Origin of the sequence: Microbacterium sp. J1-1 (assembly GCF_024498615.1) — a bacterium.
GTDB lineage: Bacteria > Actinomycetota > Actinomycetes > Actinomycetales > Microbacteriaceae > Microbacterium > Microbacterium aurugineum.
This window is the reverse complement of record NZ_CP089590.1, coordinates 1,783,581-1,800,214: the sequence shown is the minus strand read 5'-3', so window position 1 is coordinate 1,800,214 and position 16,634 is coordinate 1,783,581. Positions and strand designations below refer to the sequence as shown.

At 68.3% G+C, this 16,634-nt stretch carries 18 protein-coding genes and 1 tRNA gene; 6 read left to right on the top strand and 13 right to left on the bottom strand.

The features are described 5' to 3' along the window. Positions 1-3: 3 nt before the first annotated feature. Positions 4-804 (bottom strand): TrmH family RNA methyltransferase, encoded by an 801-nt coding sequence (locus tag LRQ07_RS08540; RefSeq protein ID WP_047519725.1) that lies wholly within the window; start codon positions 802-804, stop codon positions 4-6. Positions 805-902: 98 nt separating this feature from the next. On the opposite strand from LRQ07_RS08540, the gene LRQ07_RS08535 reads away from it, so the two are divergent. Together LRQ07_RS08535 and LRQ07_RS08530 are read left to right on the top strand one after the other, a co-directional pair. Further along, complete coding sequence (locus LRQ07_RS08535) at positions 903-1,742, top strand: Sir2 family NAD-dependent protein deacetylase (RefSeq protein ID WP_256536391.1); 840 nt, start codon at positions 903-905, stop codon at positions 1,740-1,742. Further along, positions 1,739-2,326, top strand: a complete 588-nt coding sequence (locus LRQ07_RS08530) for a histidine phosphatase family protein (RefSeq protein ID WP_256536390.1) — start codon at positions 1,739-1,741, stop codon at positions 2,324-2,326. The genes LRQ07_RS08535 and LRQ07_RS08530 overlap by 4 nt, the downstream gene beginning before the upstream one ends. A gap of 18 nt (positions 2,327-2,344) precedes the next feature. Here the strand turns inward: LRQ07_RS08530 and LRQ07_RS08525 are convergent, their stop codons facing one another. Genes LRQ07_RS08525 through LRQ07_RS08505 form a run of 5 tightly spaced genes read right to left on the bottom strand, consistent with a single transcriptional unit; the run spans position 2,345 to position 8,279 of the window. Continuing rightward, positions 2,345-3,151 (bottom strand): HpcH/HpaI aldolase/citrate lyase family protein, encoded by an 807-nt coding sequence (locus tag LRQ07_RS08525; RefSeq protein WP_232761867.1) that lies wholly within the window; start codon positions 3,149-3,151, stop codon positions 2,345-2,347. After that, a complete protein-coding gene (locus LRQ07_RS08520; protein ID WP_256536389.1) occupies positions 3,148-3,636 on the bottom strand; it encodes a MaoC family dehydratase in 489 nt (162 codons plus the stop codon). The genes LRQ07_RS08525 and LRQ07_RS08520 overlap by 4 nt, the downstream gene beginning before the upstream one ends. Positions 3,637-3,646: 10 nt before the next feature. Continuing rightward, positions 3,647-4,795 carry an acyl-CoA dehydrogenase family protein gene (locus LRQ07_RS08515; protein WP_232761869.1) on the bottom strand — a complete coding sequence of 383 codons (1,149 nt, stop codon included), beginning with the start codon at positions 4,793-4,795 and terminating at the stop codon, positions 3,647-3,649. 2 nt (positions 4,796-4,797) lie between these two features. After that, on the bottom strand, positions 4,798-6,720 hold the full coding sequence (locus LRQ07_RS08510) for a biotin carboxylase N-terminal domain-containing protein (RefSeq protein ID WP_232761870.1): 1,923 nt from the start codon (positions 6,718-6,720) through the stop codon (positions 4,798-4,800). A gap of 5 nt (positions 6,721-6,725) precedes the next feature. After that, on the bottom strand, positions 6,726-8,279 hold the full coding sequence (locus LRQ07_RS08505; RefSeq protein ID WP_232761871.1) for a carboxyl transferase domain-containing protein: 1,554 nt from the start codon (positions 8,277-8,279) through the stop codon (positions 6,726-6,728). A gap of 112 nt (positions 8,280-8,391) precedes the next feature. Here LRQ07_RS08505 and LRQ07_RS08500 point away from each other — a divergent pair, with 112 nt between their 5' ends. Beyond that, the gene (locus LRQ07_RS08500) at positions 8,392-9,000 is read left to right on the top strand and encodes a TetR/AcrR family transcriptional regulator (RefSeq protein ID WP_256536388.1); all 609 of its coding nucleotides are present in this window, start codon (positions 8,392-8,394) and stop codon (positions 8,998-9,000) included. Here LRQ07_RS08500 and LRQ07_RS08495 read toward each other — a convergent pair. From LRQ07_RS08495 to pdhA, 3 genes are read right to left on the bottom strand one after another with little or no spacing between them, the layout of a single operon-like run. Beyond that, positions 8,993-10,351, bottom strand: a complete 1,359-nt coding sequence (locus LRQ07_RS08495) for a dihydrolipoamide acetyltransferase family protein (protein WP_256536387.1) — start codon at positions 10,349-10,351, stop codon at positions 8,993-8,995. The genes LRQ07_RS08500 and LRQ07_RS08495 overlap by 8 nt on opposite strands. Further along, positions 10,348-11,358, bottom strand: a complete 1,011-nt coding sequence (locus LRQ07_RS08490) for an alpha-ketoacid dehydrogenase subunit beta (protein ID WP_131490996.1) — start codon at positions 11,356-11,358, stop codon at positions 10,348-10,350. The genes LRQ07_RS08495 and LRQ07_RS08490 overlap by 4 nt, the downstream gene beginning before the upstream one ends. Before the next feature lie 2 nt (positions 11,359-11,360). Continuing rightward, a complete protein-coding gene (gene pdhA / locus LRQ07_RS08485) occupies positions 11,361-12,476 on the bottom strand; it encodes a pyruvate dehydrogenase (acetyl-transferring) E1 component subunit alpha (RefSeq protein ID WP_256536427.1) in 1,116 nt (371 codons plus the stop codon). A gap of 171 nt (positions 12,477-12,647) precedes the next feature. On the opposite strand from pdhA, the gene LRQ07_RS08480 reads away from it, so the two are divergent. Next, positions 12,648-13,121, top strand: a complete 474-nt coding sequence (locus tag LRQ07_RS08480) for an Lrp/AsnC family transcriptional regulator (protein WP_028501915.1) — start codon at positions 12,648-12,650, stop codon at positions 13,119-13,121. Here LRQ07_RS08480 and LRQ07_RS08475 read toward each other — a convergent pair. Beyond that, the gene (locus tag LRQ07_RS08475; RefSeq protein WP_256536386.1) at positions 13,093-13,992 is read right to left on the bottom strand and encodes an alpha/beta fold hydrolase; all 900 of its coding nucleotides are present in this window, start codon (positions 13,990-13,992) and stop codon (positions 13,093-13,095) included. The two genes, LRQ07_RS08480 and LRQ07_RS08475, sit on opposite strands and share 29 nt — an antisense overlap. Before the next feature lie 121 nt (positions 13,993-14,113). On the opposite strand from LRQ07_RS08475, the gene LRQ07_RS08470 reads away from it, so the two are divergent. Both LRQ07_RS08470 and LRQ07_RS08465 read left to right on the top strand, forming a co-directional pair. Beyond that, a complete protein-coding gene (locus LRQ07_RS08470) occupies positions 14,114-15,028 on the top strand; it encodes a helix-turn-helix transcriptional regulator (RefSeq protein ID WP_256536385.1) in 915 nt (304 codons plus the stop codon). A gap of 174 nt (positions 15,029-15,202) precedes the next feature. Further along, a complete protein-coding gene (locus LRQ07_RS08465) occupies positions 15,203-15,520 on the top strand; it encodes a hypothetical protein (RefSeq protein ID WP_153244105.1) in 318 nt (105 codons plus the stop codon). 42 nt (positions 15,521-15,562) lie between these two features. On the opposite strand, the gene LRQ07_RS08460 is transcribed toward LRQ07_RS08465, so the two are convergent. The 3 genes from LRQ07_RS08460 to LRQ07_RS08450 all read right to left on the bottom strand — a co-directional run bounded on the left by LRQ07_RS08460 (position 15,563) and on the right by LRQ07_RS08450 (position 16,623). Next, a complete protein-coding gene (locus tag LRQ07_RS08460; RefSeq protein WP_153244104.1) occupies positions 15,563-15,823 on the bottom strand; it encodes a DUF6458 family protein in 261 nt (86 codons plus the stop codon). A 148-nt stretch (positions 15,824-15,971) separates the two neighbouring features. Beyond that, a tRNA-Ile gene (locus LRQ07_RS08455) sits at positions 15,972-16,045 on the bottom strand. A gap of 41 nt (positions 16,046-16,086) precedes the next feature. Next, the gene (locus LRQ07_RS08450; protein ID WP_256536384.1) at positions 16,087-16,623 is read right to left on the bottom strand and encodes a gamma carbonic anhydrase family protein; all 537 of its coding nucleotides are present in this window, start codon (positions 16,621-16,623) and stop codon (positions 16,087-16,089) included. Positions 16,624-16,634 lie beyond the last annotated feature (11 nt).

Here is a 16,634-nt window from a genome sequence, read left to right as displayed (position 1 = left end):
GCCTCAGCGCTGCATCGCCCAGAGCGCGACCGCGGCCGCCGATGCCACGTTCAGCGAGTCCACTCCCCCACTCATCGGGATCGTGACGATGTGATCGGCCGCGTCGAGCGCCGTCCGGGAGAGGCCGTCCCCCTCGGAGCCCATCACGAGTGCGACGCGCTCCGGCCGTGCAGCTGCGTATGCATCGAGCGACACGGCATCATCGCGCAAGGCGAGCGCGGCGATGTCGAACCCGGCGGCGTGGAGGTCCTCGACCGCGGAGCCCCAGTCGACGATGCGTGTCCACGGCACCTGGAACACCGTTCCCATACTGACTCGGACGCTCCGCCGGTACAACGGATCCGCGCCACCCGGCGACACCAGGACGGCATCGGCGCCCAGCCCGGCCGCCGCCCGGAAGGCCGCCCCCACGTTCGTGTGGTCGCCGATGTTCTCCAGGATGAGGACGAGCGTCGCCCCTTCCAGCACCGTGCGAACGGACGGGAGCTCCGGGCGGTGCATCGACGCGATCGTCCCGCGATGCACGGCGAACCCGGTGACGGCCTCGGCGACCTCGTCGGGGACGACGTACACCGGCACGTCGAAGTCACCGACGATCGCACGGATGTCCTCCACCCGGCGCTCCTGCACCAGGACGGAGCGCGGAAGGTGTCCGGCGGCGATCGCCCGGGCGATGACCTTCGTCGATTCCGCGATGTACAGCCCGCCCGCCGGTTCGTTCATCGCTCTGAGAGCCGTGTCCGTGAGCCCGCGGTAGTCGTCGAGGCGTGGATCGTGGACGTCGGTCACCGGGAACAGTTGCACGACTCCCACTCTGCCACCGCCGCGCTCGACGCGCGCAAGGGGCGTCTCGCGCGATCCCCCGTCGACGCCACACCGTAGACTCGCTCGAGGAGGTCCCCGTGAGCGTGTCGAACACCGCCGAGCTGTCGGCCACCGTCGCCTACGCCGCAGAGCTGCTGCACGGCAAGCGCATCGCCCTCTTGACCGGAGCAGGCATCTCCACGGACTCGGGCATCCCCGCCTACCGCGGCGAGGGAGCCCGAACGCGTAGCGACCCGATGACGATCCAGACCTATCTCGGCGACGAAGCGGCGCGGCGACGCTACTGGGTGGGCGGGCATCTGGGCTGGCGTGCCTTCGCCAGTGCCGCCCCCAACCCCGGGCACACAGCTCTTGCTCGACTCGAAGCCGCCGGCAAAGTGTCCGGGGTCATCACCCAGAACGTCGACGGACTGCATCTGCGTGCCGGAAGCTCCCACGTGATCGAGGTGCACGGCACGATGCGCCGGGTGCTCTGCCTGCACTGCGGCCAGGTCTTCGATCGCCGCGACATCGCCGTGCAGATCGAGGAACTCAATCCCTGGATCACCGTCCCCGAGAACATCGCTCTCGCGCCGGACGGCGACGTCCTCCCCGAGAGCACGGACGGCTTCATCGTCCCGGTGTGCACGGTGTGCGACGGGATGCTGAAGCCGGATGTGGTCTTCTTCGGCGAGTACGTGCCGCAGGACCGCTTCCGCGCGGCCGAGTCGCTGCTCCGCTCCAGTTCCGCCCTGATCGTCGCCGGCTCGTCGCTGGTGGTCAACTCAGGGGTGCGCCTCGTCGAGCGCGCCCGCCGCCGCAGCATCCCCCTCATCATCGTCAACCGGGAGCCGACGCGTGCAGACACCTGGGCCGATCTCACCATCGCCGCAGGTACCAGCGACGTGCTCCCCGCACTCCAGGAGCTCCTCACGTGACCTACCTCACGCTCGTCCGCCATGGCCAGACCGACTGGAACCTCGCACGGCGCATCCAGGGATCGACCGATATCCCGCTGAACGAGACCGGTCGGGAAGACGCACGTTGGGCCGCGGAGAAGCTCGCGGGGACGACCCATCACGCCGTGTACTCGAGTCCGCTGCTTCGGGCCAGGGAGACGGCGGAGATCATCGCGGACAGGCTCGGACTGGAGCTCGCCGCCGTCGTCCCGGACATCCGTGAGCGTGAATTCGGCGATGGCGAAGGGCTGCTCGTCGAGGACTACATCCGCACCTACGGAGACTGGCACGCCGAGGTGCCGGGTGCGGAGACGCTGCACGAGGTGGGTGTGCGCGCCATCGCCGCGCTCCACGCGATCGACCGCGAAGCGCGGCGCCGTTCAGCTCCGCAGGCGGAGTCCGTTCTTGTCGTCGCGCACGGCGGCGTGATCCGCGCGGTGATCGACCACGTCTCCGGCGGCACGCTCCCCCGTGAGGGCGATGTCCTGCGCAACGGCTCCGCGCACCGCTTCGTGGCGGCTCCGGGATACCTGCGCCTGCTGGAGGAGTCACCGGTCCTCTGAGTTGATCCGCGCGCGCTGTCAGCGTGCGCGGGAGACGATGGAGCGCGCGTGGCGAAGCACGGGCTCGTCGATCATGCGTCCTTCGAATCGGAACACACCGCGTTCGCTCGCGGCGGCTGCGAGCACCGCACGCGCCCAGTCGATGCGCGTGTCATCGGGCCGGTAGGCGGCACGGATGTGCTCGACCTGGCTCGGGTGGATGCAGGCGGTCGCGCGGAAACCGGAGGCGGCGGCATCCCGCGCCTCCCGCTGAAGGCCGTCTGAATCGTCGAGATCGATGTGCACGGCGTCGATGGCCGCCTTGCCGTGTGCGCCCGCCTCGAGGAGAACGCGCGCGCGAGCGTAGCGGGCGATGTCGCGATAGCCTCCGTCGGCGTTCCGTGACGAGGTCCCTCCGAGCGAGGCGACGAGGTCCTCGGCGCCCCACATCATCGCGGACACGGTCGGGTGCGCGGCGATGCGGTCCGCCGCGTGGATCCCACGGGCGGTCTCGCAGAGGGCGATCAGCGAGAAGCGCGCGTCGAATGCCGCGAGGCTCTCCGCGCTCTCCGTCTTCGCCACCATCACGGTGCGGAAGTCGGTCTGAGCCAGCGCCGAGAGGTCGGCCGTGAAGGCATCGGTGTCCGGGGCATTGACGCGCACGATCACGCGGTCAGGATCGATATCGGCGGCGATCACGTTCCGACGCGCGGCATCTTTCGCATCCGGGAGCACGGCATCCTCGAGGTCGAGGATGACGGCATCGGCTCGCTCGGAGGCCTTCTGGAAGCGCTCAGGGCGATCGGCGGGGCAGAACAGCAAAGCGGGCCCGAGGTCGAAATTCACGCCGTGGCTCCTTCCGGAAGGCAGTGCACGAGCACAGAGCGCACGGCGGTGGCGACGACCGTCCCGTCCTGGTTGCGTCCGGTGTGCGCGATCTTCACGATGCCCTGCCCCGGTCGGGATGAGGACAGCCGCTTCTCCACGATGACGCTCTCGGTATAGAGCGTGTCGCCGGCGAACAGCGGATGCGGGAATGCCACGTCACCGAAGCCGAGTTGTGCCACGAGGGTCCCCTGCGTCAACTGGGCGACCGAGGAGCCCACCATCGTCGACAGGGTCCACATCGAGTTCACCAGCCGCGCGTGGAACGGATCCTGCGCATCGGCGAACGCCGCATCGAGATGGAGCGCCTGCGTGTTCATGGTCAGTGTCGTGAAGAGAACGTTGTCGGCCTCGGTCGCCGTACGCCCCGGACGGTGCAGGTAACGGGCGTCGATCTCGAACTCCTCGTAGTACAGCCCCCGCTGGAGGATGTCGTGCGTGGTCATACCGGCCACGCTACCCGGCGAGCCCAAGACCCCGCGCGATCACGAGGAGCTGTACTTCGGTGGTGCCCTCACCGATCTCGAGGATCTTCGAGTCGCGGTAGTGACGCGCCACGGGGAACTCGTTCATGAACCCGTTCCCTCCGAAGATCTGGGTCGCATCCCTGGCATTGTCCATCGCGGCTTCGCCGCCGACGAGCTTGGCGATCGCCGCCGCTTCGGCGAAGGGCTTGCCCGCATCCCGCAGCCTGGCGGCGTGGTGCCAGGCGAGTCGGGCGGTATGCACCCGCGCACGCATCCGTGCCAGCGTGAACTGCGCGTTCTGCCGAGTGCTCAGCGCGGCGCCGAAGATGGTGCGGCTCTTGGCGTACTCGACAGCGGCCTCCAGGCACCCCTCGGCTGCACCGGTCGACAGCGCTGCGATCGCGATGCGCCCTTCGTCGAGGATGCTGAGGAAGCTGCGGAAGCCCGTTCCCCGCTCACCCAGCAGGTTCGATGCGGGCACTCGGGCACCGTCGAAGGTCAGTGGATGCGTGTCGGACGCGTTCCAGCCCACCTTGTCGTACGGTGCCTCGACCGTGAACCCCGGCGTGCCGTTGGGGACGATGATCGTGGAGATCTCCTTGCGACCGTTCTCGTTCCCCGTGACGGCGGTGACGGTCACGAAGCGCGTGATGGGCGTGCCCGAGTTGGTGATGAACTGCTTCGAGCCGTCGATGACCCATTCGTCACCGTCGAGTCGGGCCGTGGTCCTGGTGGCACCGGCATCGCTTCCCGCTTCCGGCTCGGTGAGACCGAAACCCGCCAACGCTCGTCCTGCGAGAAGATCCGGCAGCAGCTCGCGGCGCTGCTCCTCGGTGCCGAAGCGGAAGATCGGCATCGCGCCCAGGCTGACACCTGCCTCGAGCGTGATCGCGATCGACTGATCCACGCGACCGAGGGCCTCGATCGCGATGCCGAGCGCCATGTAGTCGCCGCCCTGGCCGCCGTACTCCTCCGGGAACGGCAGTCCGAACAATCCGAGATCGCCCATCTGCGCCACGACATCCATCGACAGCGTGTGCGAGCGGTCGGCCTCGTAGGCCTGCGGTGCGACGACGGTGTCGGCGAACTCCCGCACCATGGCGGCGAGCTCGCGCTCCTCCTCGGACAGATCTTCCATGTTCAGCTCTCCTCCGTCGTCACACGGGCGACCGGTTGGTCGCGCCGCACCTGGTCGCCGACCGCGACCAGCAGATGCACCACCCCGTCGTGGGGTGCCAGCACAGGGTGTTCCATCTTCATCGCCTCGATCGAGACGAGTGCATCACCGGCGGACACCGGATCCCCGTCCGCGACGTGTACCGCGACGACGCTGCCCGGCATCGGGGCGCGTCCTTCCGGTTCCGTCGCCGCAACCCCCGCGTCACGCGCGGACAGTCGTCGCAGCATCCGCTGCTTCCGGTCGAGGGGCCGGAGGCGCACGGTGCGACCGCCCTCGGCGACCCACACGGCTCCATCGCCATCCACGGCGGCACGGATCGCTTCGCGCGACCCGGTGGGAGACGTCTCCGTGAGCGCGATCTCGTCGTCGGCGTCCGTGAGTGCGACGAACGGCGCGCCTGCCACCTCTGCGGCCCCCACGCGCCACCCCGGAAGCTCATGCCACAGGGGGCTCGTCCGCACCGGCTCGGCGTGCCCGGAAACCGCCTCTCGCGCCGCGGCGAGCTGCGCCGACGAAGGCCTCTCCGCGTCGAACGGAAGCAGGGTGTCGATGAGACCCGTGTCGAGGTCGCCGGCGAGGACGCGCTCGTCCTGACAGAGGGCCCGGAGGAACGCGATGTTCGTCTCGACGCCCAACACGACCGTGCGTGCGAGCGCCTCGTCGAGACGAGCAAGTGCAGTGGCACGGTCATCTGCGAACGCGATCACCTTCGCGATCATCGGGTCGTAGTAACCCGTCACCGCGCTTCCTGTCTCGATCGCGGCGTCGACGCGGACACCGATAGGGGGCTCGAACAGCAGAACAGTCCCGGTCGAGGGGAGGAATCCGCGCTCCGGCGACTCCGCGTACACGCGGGCCTCCACGGCGTGACCACGCAGACGGGGCGCGATCGCGAGCGGAAGCCCATCCGCGGCACGGAGTTGGAGAGCGACGAGATCGAGCCCGGTGACCTCCTCGGTCACCGGGTGCTCCACCTGCAGCCGGGTGTTCATCTCGATGAAGAACACCTCATCGGGAGCATCGGCGTCGATGAGGAACTCGACTGTGCCCGCGCCGACGTACTCGACACTCTCAGCCGCGAGGACGGCCGCCGCGAGCAGCTGTTCCCGGGTATGTGCGGGAATGCCGGCGGACGGTGCCTCCTCGATGACCTTCTGGTGCCGTCGCTGCAGCGTGCATTCCCGTTCGCCGAGCGCGACGACCGTCCCGTGCGCATCTCCGAAGACCTGCACCTCGATGTGCCGTGGGCGCCTGATCAGGCGTTCGAGGATCAGAGCATCGTCCCCGAACGCCGCGGCCGCCACACGTCGTGCGGAGGCGAGCGCGACTGGAAGCCCCGTCGCGTCGACGACGACCTCCATGCCTTTGCCGCCGCCGCCGGCGCTGGGTTTCACCAGCAGCGGGTACCCGACGCGCTCCGCCTCCTCGGCGATCTCGAGATCGGACAGGCCCTTGGCATCGAAGCCGGGGACCACGGGAACGCCGTAGCGCAGGACATGGTCACGAGCGCGCGCTTTGTCCCCCATGATCTGCAGAGCCTTCACCGAGGGCCCGATGAAGACGATGCCGCTCTCCGCGCAGGCCTCCGCGAGTCCGACGCTCTCGGAGAGGAACCCGTAACCGGGGTGGATGGCCTGGGCACCGGTGCTGCGGGCGGCGGCGATCACGGCATCGATGTCGAGGTACGACTCCGCCGCCGGTGCAGGTCCGATCCGCACGGCGACGTCCGCCTCGCGCACGTGCGGTGCCGAGGCATCGGCGTCGCTGTACACCGCGACGCTGCGGATGCCGAGGGCGCGGAGGGTGCGGATCACGCGCCTGGCGATCTCGCCGCGGTTGGCGACGAGGACGGTGTGGAAGGAGATCTCGGGTGACGACGACATGGCACTCACATCCGGAAGACGCCGAAGCGCGGTTCGGGCAGCGGACTGCGGGCGACGACATCGAGGGCGAGGCCCAGGAGGTCGCGGGTCTGAGCGGGATCGACGATGCCGTCGTCCCACAGTCGAGCAGTCGCGTAGTACGGCTCTCCCTGATGCTCATACTGTTCGCGGATCGGCGACTCGAAGGCGGCGCGCTCGGCACTGCTCCAGCTCTCGCCGCGCGCGGAGAGCTGGTCTTCCTTGACGGTCGCGAGGACCGAAGCCGCTTGCGTCCCGCCCATCACGGAGATGCGGCTGGCCGGCCAGGTCCAGAGGAAGCGGGGTGAGTAGGCCCGTCCGCACATCGAGTAGTTGCCCGCCCCGAAGGATCCGCCGATGATGACCGTGAGCTTCGGCACCCTCGTGCTCGCGACAGCTGTCACCATCTTCGCGCCGTCCTTGGCGATACCACCGGCCTCGGCATCGGAGCCGACCATGAATCCCGTGATGTTCTGCAGGAAGAGCAGAGGGATACCCCGCTGATCGCACAGCTCGATGAAGTGCGCTCCCTTGAGCGCGGACTCGCTGAACAGCACCCCGTTGTTCGCGACGACACCGACGGGATGCCCGTGGAGTCGGGCGAAGCCGGTGATCAGAGTCGTGCCGTACTCGGGCTTGAACTCGAGGAAGGTGTCGCCGTCGACCAGCCGCGCGATGACCTCGTGCACGTCGTAGGCGGCGTTGACGTCGACCGGAACGGCGTCGTAGAGACTGGACGGATCCGACGGCGGCCGGCTGGTGGCAACTTCCCACGCGGGTGCTGCGGGCGGGGGAAGCGTGGCGACGATGTCACGAAGGATCTCGAGTGCGTGCTCATCGTCTTCGGCGAGATGGTCGACCACGCCGCTGCGTCGTGCGTGCAACTCACCGCCGCCGAGCTCCTCCGCGGTCACGACCTCGCCGATCGCGGCCTTCACGAGCGGTGGGCCGCCGAGGAAGATGGTGCCCTGCCCCTTGACGATCACGGTCTCGTCACTCATCGCGGGCACGTAGGCGCCACCGGCCGTGCAGGAGCCGAGCACGGCGGCGAGCTGCGGGATACCTTCCGCGGACATGCGCGCCTGATTGAAGAAGATCCGGCCGAAATGCTCCCGGTCCGGGAACACCTCGTCCTGTTTCGGCAGGAATGCCCCTCCCGAGTCGACCAGGTAGAGGCACGGCAGACGGTTCTCGAGCGCGATCTCCTGGGCCCGCAGGTGCTTCTTGACGGTGAGGGGGAAGTAGGTGCCTCCCTTCACCGTCGCGTCGTTGCAGACGACCATCACGTGACGGCCGTGGACGAGACCGATGCCGGCGATCACACCTGCTCCCGGGGCCTCTCCCCCGTACAGGCCGTCGGCCGCGAGCGGGGCCACCTCCAGGAACGGGCTGTCTTCGTCGAGGACCCGTGCGACACGGTCGCGCGGGAGGAGCTTCCCCCGGGAGACATGGCGTTCTCGGGACGCCTCCGGTCCCCCGAGCGCGGCCGTCGCGAGGCGTTCTCGCAGCTCCCGCGCGAGTGACTCCTGAGTTGCGGGCATCGTGATGTCCTCCTCGACCCACGTCCGCGCAGGCGACAGCCCTGGCGCGGTGCATGCACTTTCGGTTAGTGTTCACTAACCCGTTGCTTCAGGTTAGCGAGGATTAACTGAGATGACAAGCCCGGTCACCGCCCGAGACCGCGCGAAGGCCGAACGGTCCGATGCGATCCTGCACGCCGCCGCACGACTCTTCGCCGCGCGCGGGTACAGCGGCGTGAGCCTGGAAGACATCGGCGCAGCCGTCGGTGTCTCCGGTCCCGCCGTCTACCGCCACTTCGCGGGGAAGCAAGCCCTGCTGGGCGCTGTGCTCGTCAAGGTCAGCGAGGACCTCATCCGAGGGGGTCAGCGCGTCGCCGAGGAAGCTCCGACCGCCGACGAGCGGATGCGCGCGTTGATCCGCTTCCACGTCGACTTCGCTCTGGGCAACGCCGAGGTCATCCAGGTGCAGGATCGTGACCTGGCTTATCTGAGCGACTCCGACCGCGCCGAGGTTCGCCGATTGCAGCGCTCCTACATCGAGCTCTGGATGTCGGCGCTTTCGCCGTTGCACGCGGCTTCCGAGGGCACCGTCGACCAAGACGAGCTGCGCCTCCGTGTCCAGGCATGTTTCGGACTCATCAACTCCACCCCTCACAGCACGCGCGCCGCTGCCAGGCAGCGCTCCGCCACCGCGACCGTGCTGGTCGCGATGGCGGAGGCCGCTCTGCGCGCGACTACCTGAGGAGCATCGCTCTTCCCGGTTCCTCGAGGATGTCGGCGACGTCCTTGAGGAACCGCGCTCCTTCTGCGCCGTCCACCAAGCGGTGGTCGAAGGACAGACTGAGCGTCATGACGTCACGAAGCGCGATCTCGCCGCGGTGCTCCCACGGCTGTCGCCGAACAGCACCGATCGCCAGGATCCCGGACTGCCCCGGCGGGAGGATAGGCGTGCCTGCATCGACTCCGAAGACGCCGATGTTCGAGATCGAGAACGTGCCGCCCGCGAGCTCGGCGGGCGAGGTCTTTCCCGCGCGCGCGACCTCGGCCAGCGACTTCACCGCATCCGCCAGGCCGAGCAGCGTGAGCTGTTCCGCGTCCCTGATCATCGGGACGATGAGTCCTCGATCCGTCGCGGCGGCGATCCCGAGGTCCACGTAGTTGTGCTGGACGATCTCGCCGGCCGCCTCATCCCACCGGGAGTTCAGACCAGGAGTGCGCCCCAGCGCGAGGCAGACCGCCTTCGCCACGACGGTCAGCGGGCCGATGCGGTGCTCGGCGAGCGAACGGTCTTCGCGGAGACGGGCGAGGAGTTCCATCGTCCCGGTCACGTCCACCGTGTGGAAGACGGTGACGTGCGGCGCCGTGAACGCGCTCTGCACCATCGCCGCAGCCGTGTGTCTGCGCACACCGCGGATCGGGATGCGCGTCTCCCGCTGTTCGTCGCCGAGAGTTGCGGCACTGGACGGCACGGTCGATCCGCTCACCGCGTCTTCCTCGCCCCCTGTCCCCACGGCGCCGACCCGCTCCGCATAGGCGTCGACGTCCGCGCGGGTGACGACGCGGTCGCCCACCTCGGCTGCGACGAGCACCAGATCGATCCCGAGACGTTTCGCATGGGCGCGCACCGGTGGTGTCGATCGCGGCCGCTCGATCGGGGCCTCGACGGCGGCGGACGAGGTGGCATCATGCGGCGCCGCCTCGAGGACCGCCGTGTCGACCGCAGTCGCGGTGACGCCGACTCGCCGGGCACGTCGCGCTGGACGTCCCGCAGACGTGGGTGCCGCTCCATAACCGACGAGGTTGGGCTGGGCCTTCTCCCCCGATGCGGCGGCCGGAGTCGGCCCGCTCTCGTCGCCGACCACGTCGAAGTCGATCAGGGGTGCTCCGACGGCGACGGTCTCGCCGGCCTCGGCGTGGAGCGTCGCCACCGTTCCGGCATAGGGAGAGGGAAGTTCCACGATCGCTTTCGCGGTCTCGACCTCGGCGAGCGTCTGGTTGAGCGTGACCGTGTCGCCGGGAGAGACCAGCCAGGACACCACTTCGGCCTCGGTGAGCCCTTCCCCGAGATCGGGAAGGCGGAACTCGGCGTTCATGCGTCTGCTCCCGTCAAGCTGTTCGGCCGATCCAGCACGCGATCGACCGCGTCGAGCAGGCGATCGAGGTCGGGCAGGTGGTACTTCTCGAGCTTCGCCGGCGGATACGGGATGTCGTGTCCGGTGACGCGCAGCGGCGCCGACTCGAGGTATTCGAAGCAGCGCTCGGTGATGCTGGCGATCACCTCGGCCGCGACGCCGGCCTCGCGGGAGGCCTCGTGCGCAACGACGACTCGTCCGGTCTTCCGTACGGAGGCGGCGACCGAGTCGTAATCGACCGGCGAGAGCGAGCGCAGGTCGATGACCTCCAGGGAGATGCCCTCGTCTTCCGCAGCCTCGGCAGCCTGGAGCGCGGTGGACACCATGGCTCCGTATGTGATGAGCGTCGCGTCCGTGCCGGCGCGGACGACACGCGCCAATCCCATCGGAGGTGCGTCGGCGAGGGGTGCGTCGAGGTCGACCTCTCCCTTGTGGTGGTAGAGCCGCTTCGGCTCGAAGAAGATCACGGGATCATCTGAGGCGATCGCCTGCCGCAGGCTGCGGTACGCGTCCTCGGGGTTCGAGACCGCGATCACGCGCAATCCGGCGGTGTGGACGAAGTACGCTTCCGGAGACTCGGAGTGATGCTCCGCCGCACCGATGCCTCCAGCCCACGGGATCCGGATGGTGATGGGCATCTTGACGCGCCCTTGCGTGCGGTAGTGCAGCTTCGCGACCTGCGCCACGATCTGATCGAAGGCCGGATAGACGAAGCCGTCGAACTGGATCTCGACCACCGGTCGGTAGCCGCGGAACGCGAGCCCGACCGCTGTACCGACGATGCCGGACTCCGCCAGCGGGGTGTCGATCACGCGCGCGGCGCCGAACTCGTCCAGGAGCCCATCGGTGATGCGGAACACCCCACCGAGCTTCCCGATGTCCTCGCCGAGGAGAACGACTTTGTCGTCGTCGCGCATCGCCTGGCGGAGTCCTGCGCCGAGGGCCTTTCCGAGCGTGAGTTCGGTCATGCTCAGACCTCGCCTTCGAACGAGGCGAGGTACGCCGCGTACTCGTCGCGCTGGCGCTCGAGCCCGGTGTGCGGATCGGCGTAGACCCCATCGAACACGGCCAGCGGCGGGCGCGTCACCATGTTCAGGCACGCCGCCCGCATCTCCGACGCGATGACGTCGGCGGCCGCCTGAGTCTCGGCGAGATCCTCGTCCGTCAGGTCCCCGGTGGCGCGCAGGTGTGCCTCCAGCCGCGCGATCGGATCGCGGCGGCGCCACGACTCGAGTTCGTCCTGGTCGCGGTAACGCGTCGGATCGTCGGCCGTCGTGTGCGGACCCATGCGGTACGTGACCGCCTCGATGTAGGCCGGCCCCTTGCCGGAGCGCGCGTGATCGAGCGCCCAGCGCATGGCCGCCATGCAGGCGAGGACATCGTTTCCGTCGACGCGGACGCTGGGGATGCCGAACCCCGGCGCCCGCCCGGCGATCGGATACTGGGACTGCACCGCGACCGGCTCCGAGATGGCCCAGTGGTTGTTCTGGCAGACGAAGACGACCGGTGCCTGGTAGGACGCGGCGAAGATCATCGCCTCGTTCACATCGCCCTGGCTGGTCGCGCCGTCTCCGAAGTACGTCACCGCGACTTCGTCGGCACCGTCGTGCTGAATGCCCAGAGCGTAACCGACCGCGTGAAGCGTCTGCGCGCCGATGATGATCTGCAACGGAGCAACGCCGAGTGCAGCGGGGTCATACGCGGCCCCCTCTTCCCCGCGCCACATGCGCACGTAGTCACCGGGCTCTGCGCCGCGCGCGTAGATGACGCCGGTCTCCCGGTAGCTGGGGAACACAAAGTCGTCCTTCGCGATCGCCCGGGCAGTGCCGATCTGCGTGGCCTCCTGGCCTTGGCAGGGAGCCCAGAGACCGAGCTGGCCCTGCCGCTGGAGCGCCACGCCTTCGGCATCGATCCGGCGGAGGATGACCATGTCGCGGAGCAGGGAGCGCAGCTGTTCGGCATCGACGTCCGCGACGAACGGGTCCAACCGAGGGTTCGCGACACGGTTTCCGTCCGGGGCCAGGATGCGCTCGGAGAGCTCCAGGTCCTGGGCGGTGTCTGCGATGGGGGTGATCTGCGGTGACATCATCGTCCTCCTCGTCCTCGGCGGCCCTCGTGAGGCTCCGCGCGGTGATGCCGGCGTCATCACCGGCATGGTCCGAGAGTACGTCCGCTGAACACCTCGCTCAAGCATTCGAACCCGGCTTGAGCATGTTGCTTAATTTGCGCGGGGGCGATGCTGCTAAGGTTTGGCACTATGCCCGGACTGGACCGTATCGATCTCGAACTCCTCGCTGCTCTCGCCGACGACCCGAGGACGACGATCGTGGCGTTGGCGGAGAATCTGGGGCTGTCACGCAACACGATCCAGGCGCGGATGGCGCGGTTGGAGCAGAGCGGGATCTTCCTCTCCTACGAGCGGTCCTTCTCCCCCGACGTCCTGGGCTTCCCGCTTCAGGCGTTCGTCAGCATCGGCGTGCGACAGACGGAACTCCCCCGCATCATCAACGAACTGGCTCGGATCCCCGAGGTCGTCCAGGCGCACGGACTGAGCGGGTCGATCGATCTGCTCGCGCGGGTCGCATGCCGCGATGCACGCCATCTCTTCGACACCGACGCCCGCATCCTGTCGATCGAGGGGGTGGAACGCACCGAGACGTCGCTCGCGATGGGCGAGGTCATCCCGTTCCGCGTCGCGGGCCTCATCGGCCTCGCACGACGGGAATCCTGAGGAAGCGACGCACCGCACCCGCCGCTTCGGCAGGCGTCTCATAGTGGATGAGATGACCGACGTGAGCGATCTCGACCAATTCGGCATCCGGGAAGGTCTTCGCCAGCTTCCGCTCGGCCTCGATCGGGGTGATGTCGTCGCGCTCCGCAGCCACGAGCAGGGTCGGGACATCGATCTCGGGCGCGAACTCCCGGACGTCGTGCGAGACGCTCGCGACGAAGGCGTCGCGCAGCACGTCGCGATCTGAGAAGCGCGAGAAGTAGGTGTCGTGCTGGTCGTGGATGAACCGGCGCAGCGCGGGATCCTTCGTCTTCGCCATCGTGATGCTCATCACCCGGACGATGACGCGGTTGCGCAGCAGCGCGGTTCCGAGCCGCTCCGGAAGACGGGCACCGAGCGCGTAGTAGAGCACGGCAAGGCGCGTCATCAGACCTTTGGGGCCCTCCAGCGCCGGAGCACCGATCGGGTTCAGCAGGATCAGCCGGGGAGTGCGCAGACCTCGCGCGACGGCCGCTGCCGTCACGATCGAACCGAACGAGTGTCCGAGGATCACGGCACCCGGCGCCACCGTGGCCGCGAAGTCCATGAGCCAACCGGCGTACTCGTCCAGGTCGTGCCGCCGCCCGGGCAACGGTGCCGACTCGCCGAAACCGGGGAGGTCAGGGGCGATCACACGCACTTCGGGAAGGTAGGCCAACACCGGTTCGAGGCCGTGGTGCTCGCCGCGGAAGCCGTGCACGGCGATGACGGTGGTCTCGGCATCCTCGGGCCCGTACACCCAGTACGCGGTCGTCGCACCCCGCACCTCGACCTCGTGTCGCTGCACGGGGAGGCGACGCAGGCGGTCTGCATACGGGGAAGGCACGGTCATGATCCGAGTCTACGAGTCGACGTGCGTCTGCCTGACCCGGAAACGAGCAGACACGGTGCTATACGCTCCTGGTGATGTGCTGCCGAGTGGGATCGCAGCGCGAGGAACAAGGAGCACGGCCATGCAGTTCACATCCACCGACATCGCACAGGTGGAGTCCACGTGGCACCAGTTCGTCCCCTCGTCGTCGCTGCAGAACGCCGACCCTCGCCACTTCCGCTTCGACTGGCATTCCGAAACCCTCGACAGCGTCGCCGTCGTGAACTACCGACTCGCCGCACAGATCCACTCCCTCGCCGAACCGCAGGACCAGTTGCTGGTGTGCCGTGTCGACGCACCCGACGCCAGAGTCTGGTCCGCTCGCCACTCGCTCGACCCGGGGCGACCGTGGATCTCGGACGGCACCCGCGTCGAGGCGAGATGGGATCGCGCTGCACGAGTCCGCGCGTTCGTCATCGATCGCGCCGCCGCGGAGACCCGCGCTGCACAGATCACGGGGGTCGACGGACGAAAGCTGCGCACCACGGGATTCGCTCCCCCCTCCGCCGTCGCCGCGCAGCGCTGGGAGAGGGCTTTCTCCTATGTCGAGGGAGCCCTCGACGACGACGCCGCAGAGCCGCTCCTGATCGCCGAGCTCGAACGACACGTCCTGATGATGACCCTCGCCACCTTCCCGACGACGTTCTCCGAGTATCTCGATCGCCCTGCCCAGCGCGCCGCGGCACCGGCAGCAGTCCGGAGGGCGCTCGCGTACATCGACGAGAACGCGCATCGTGCGATCACCATCGACGATGTCGCCGCGGCGTCGTTCATCTCGACGAGGGGCCTGCAGTACGCATTCCGTCGGGCTCTCGACATCACTCCTGCGGAAGCGCTACGCCGCGCACGTCTCGACGGCGCCCGTCGCGATCTCCACGCGGGCAACGGTCGCTCCATCACGGAGATCTCCCGTCGCTGGGGCTTCAGCAACTCCTCGCGGTTCAGTGCCGCCTACCGTGAGGCGTACGGCAGCACGCCGTCGCTCACGGGGCCGTGACACGGGGCGAACAATCTCTTCGTATCCGACGGCGAGTCGATCTCCCGCCCCCGTTGCTTCGCCGCCGTGTGGTTAGAGTCCAAGTACCCGGAGCACCCTCCCGGTCTGTCGCGCACACCGTCGAGGAGTCCCCATGATCCAGATCCGCTCTGACATCGAAACCTCCGCCCGCTGATGGGCAGTCTCTACTACGGCGACGCCCAGACACCGATCCAGATCGACGACCGCGCGCTCGCGCACCTGAAGGTCGTCATTGCCACCAAACTCCGCCGCAACGAGAGCTTCACCCTCTCGTGGCGACACCCGGAAGGGGATGCACCCGGACGCTCGACCCTGTGGCTGCACCCCTCGATCCCGCTCCGGTTCGTGTTCCAGGAGCCCGAGTCCCCGGAACTGAGCCGGAAGTGGATCGAAGACCTCGCTCACTCCGCCAGCTCCAGTGGAGGGATCCTCCTCGTGGAGGAGCACCTCGAGAGCGGCTCTGCCGACTGACGGTCCCGGATAGCTCGACCACCCGGAACCGCCAGTCCACCCTCAGACCGCCTCGTCGCCACTCGAACTGACGGAGCGGCGAGTGGTCGGTTCCCCGGTCGCAGGGTCGACGAACGTGCGTGAGACGGTCTCGGTCCGACGACGACGGGCGAGGAGGATGATTCCGATCAGGAATATGACGACTCCGGCGCCCATGAGGATGTACCCGACCATGTCGAGGTCGACCCATTGGATGTCGACGTTCACCGCGAAGACGAGGATTGCTCCGATCACGAAGAGCGCGATTCCGCTGCCGATGCTCATGGTTTCTCCCGTTCTGCGACGCGATGCCGCTCCGTCGAAGAATGGCGTGGCAGAGTCACGCGCGGGAGGGGCTTGACAGCGGCGGATCGGCCCGGACACGCCCGTGTTCGTCTCACGAACGCAGGTATCTCACCTCGGGAGCGAAGAGTAGGGCGGGCGGGACTTGAACCCGCGATCGTTGGGTTATGAGCCCACTGCCTTAACCAGCTTGGCCACCGCCCCGTACGCACCTCAGCCTATCGTTCGGCGAGGTCACGCAGAGCTCACACAGAGGTCGCTGCGGAGTGCGTCTGCGAGTGCCCCCGATACACGTCGGCATTGCTGATCAGGCCCGCACGCTCCTCCTCGCTGAGCGCGCGGCGGACCTTCGCAGGCACACCGGCCACCAGTGAGCCCGCGGGGACCTCCGTCCCACCCAGGATGACCGCCCCACCGGCGATCAAGCACCCCTCGCCGATCACCGCACCACTGAGGATCACCGCCCCCATGCCGACGAGCGATCCGTCGCCGATCGTGCAGCCGTGCACCACGGCATTGTGTCCGATCGACACCTTCGAACCGACGATGACCGGGTGTCCGCCGTCCACATGGACGGAGACGTTGTCCTGCACGTTCGACCCCGGGCCGATGACGATCTCCGCCGAATCGCCACGGAGCACGGCGTTGTACCAGACACTGGATCCTGCAGCGAGCGAGACGTCTCCGATGATGCGCGCCCCCGCGGCGACGAATGCCGTGGAATCGACCGACGGCGCGCTGTTCGGCAGGGCGAGGAGGGAGGCTTCCACGGCGATGGTCATGAGGCGAGACT

Bases quoted from the DNA above. Each gene is read 5' to 3' on its own strand.
- LRQ07_RS08520 (WP_256536389.1), bottom strand. From the start codon at position 3,636: ATGACCACGCACGACATCCTCCAGCGGGGGCTGTACTACGAGGAGTTC.
- LRQ07_RS08515 (WP_232761869.1), bottom strand. From the start codon at position 4,795: ATGGAAGATCTGTCCGAGGAGGAGCGCGAGCTCGCCGCCATGGTGCGG.
- LRQ07_RS08510 (WP_232761870.1), bottom strand. From the start codon at position 6,720: ATGTCGTCGTCACCCGAGATCTCCTTCCACACCGTCCTCGTCGCCAAC.
- LRQ07_RS08505 (WP_232761871.1), bottom strand. From the start codon at position 8,279: ATGCCCGCAACTCAGGAGTCACTCGCGCGGGAGCTGCGAGAACGCCTC.
- LRQ07_RS08500 (WP_256536388.1), top strand. From the start codon at position 8,392: ATGACAAGCCCGGTCACCGCCCGAGACCGCGCGAAGGCCGAACGGTCC.
- LRQ07_RS08495 (WP_256536387.1), bottom strand. From the start codon at position 10,351: ATGAACGCCGAGTTCCGCCTTCCCGATCTCGGGGAAGGGCTCACCGAG.
- LRQ07_RS08490 (WP_131490996.1), bottom strand. From the start codon at position 11,358: ATGACCGAACTCACGCTCGGAAAGGCCCTCGGCGCAGGACTCCGCCAG.
- pdhA (WP_256536427.1), bottom strand. From the start codon at position 12,476: ATGTCACCGCAGATCACCCCCATCGCAGACACCGCCCAGGACCTGGAG.
- LRQ07_RS08480 (WP_028501915.1), top strand. From the start codon at position 12,648: ATGCCCGGACTGGACCGTATCGATCTCGAACTCCTCGCTGCTCTCGCC.
- LRQ07_RS08475 (WP_256536386.1), bottom strand. From the start codon at position 13,992: ATGACCGTGCCTTCCCCGTATGCAGACCGCCTGCGTCGCCTCCCCGTG.
- LRQ07_RS08470 (WP_256536385.1), top strand. From the start codon at position 14,114: ATGCAGTTCACATCCACCGACATCGCACAGGTGGAGTCCACGTGGCAC.
- LRQ07_RS08465 (WP_153244105.1), top strand. From the start codon at position 15,203: ATGGGCAGTCTCTACTACGGCGACGCCCAGACACCGATCCAGATCGAC.
- LRQ07_RS08460 (WP_153244104.1), bottom strand. From the start codon at position 15,823: ATGAGCATCGGCAGCGGAATCGCGCTCTTCGTGATCGGAGCAATCCTC.
- LRQ07_RS08450 (WP_256536384.1), bottom strand. From the start codon at position 16,623: ATGACCATCGCCGTGGAAGCCTCCCTCCTCGCCCTGCCGAACAGCGCG.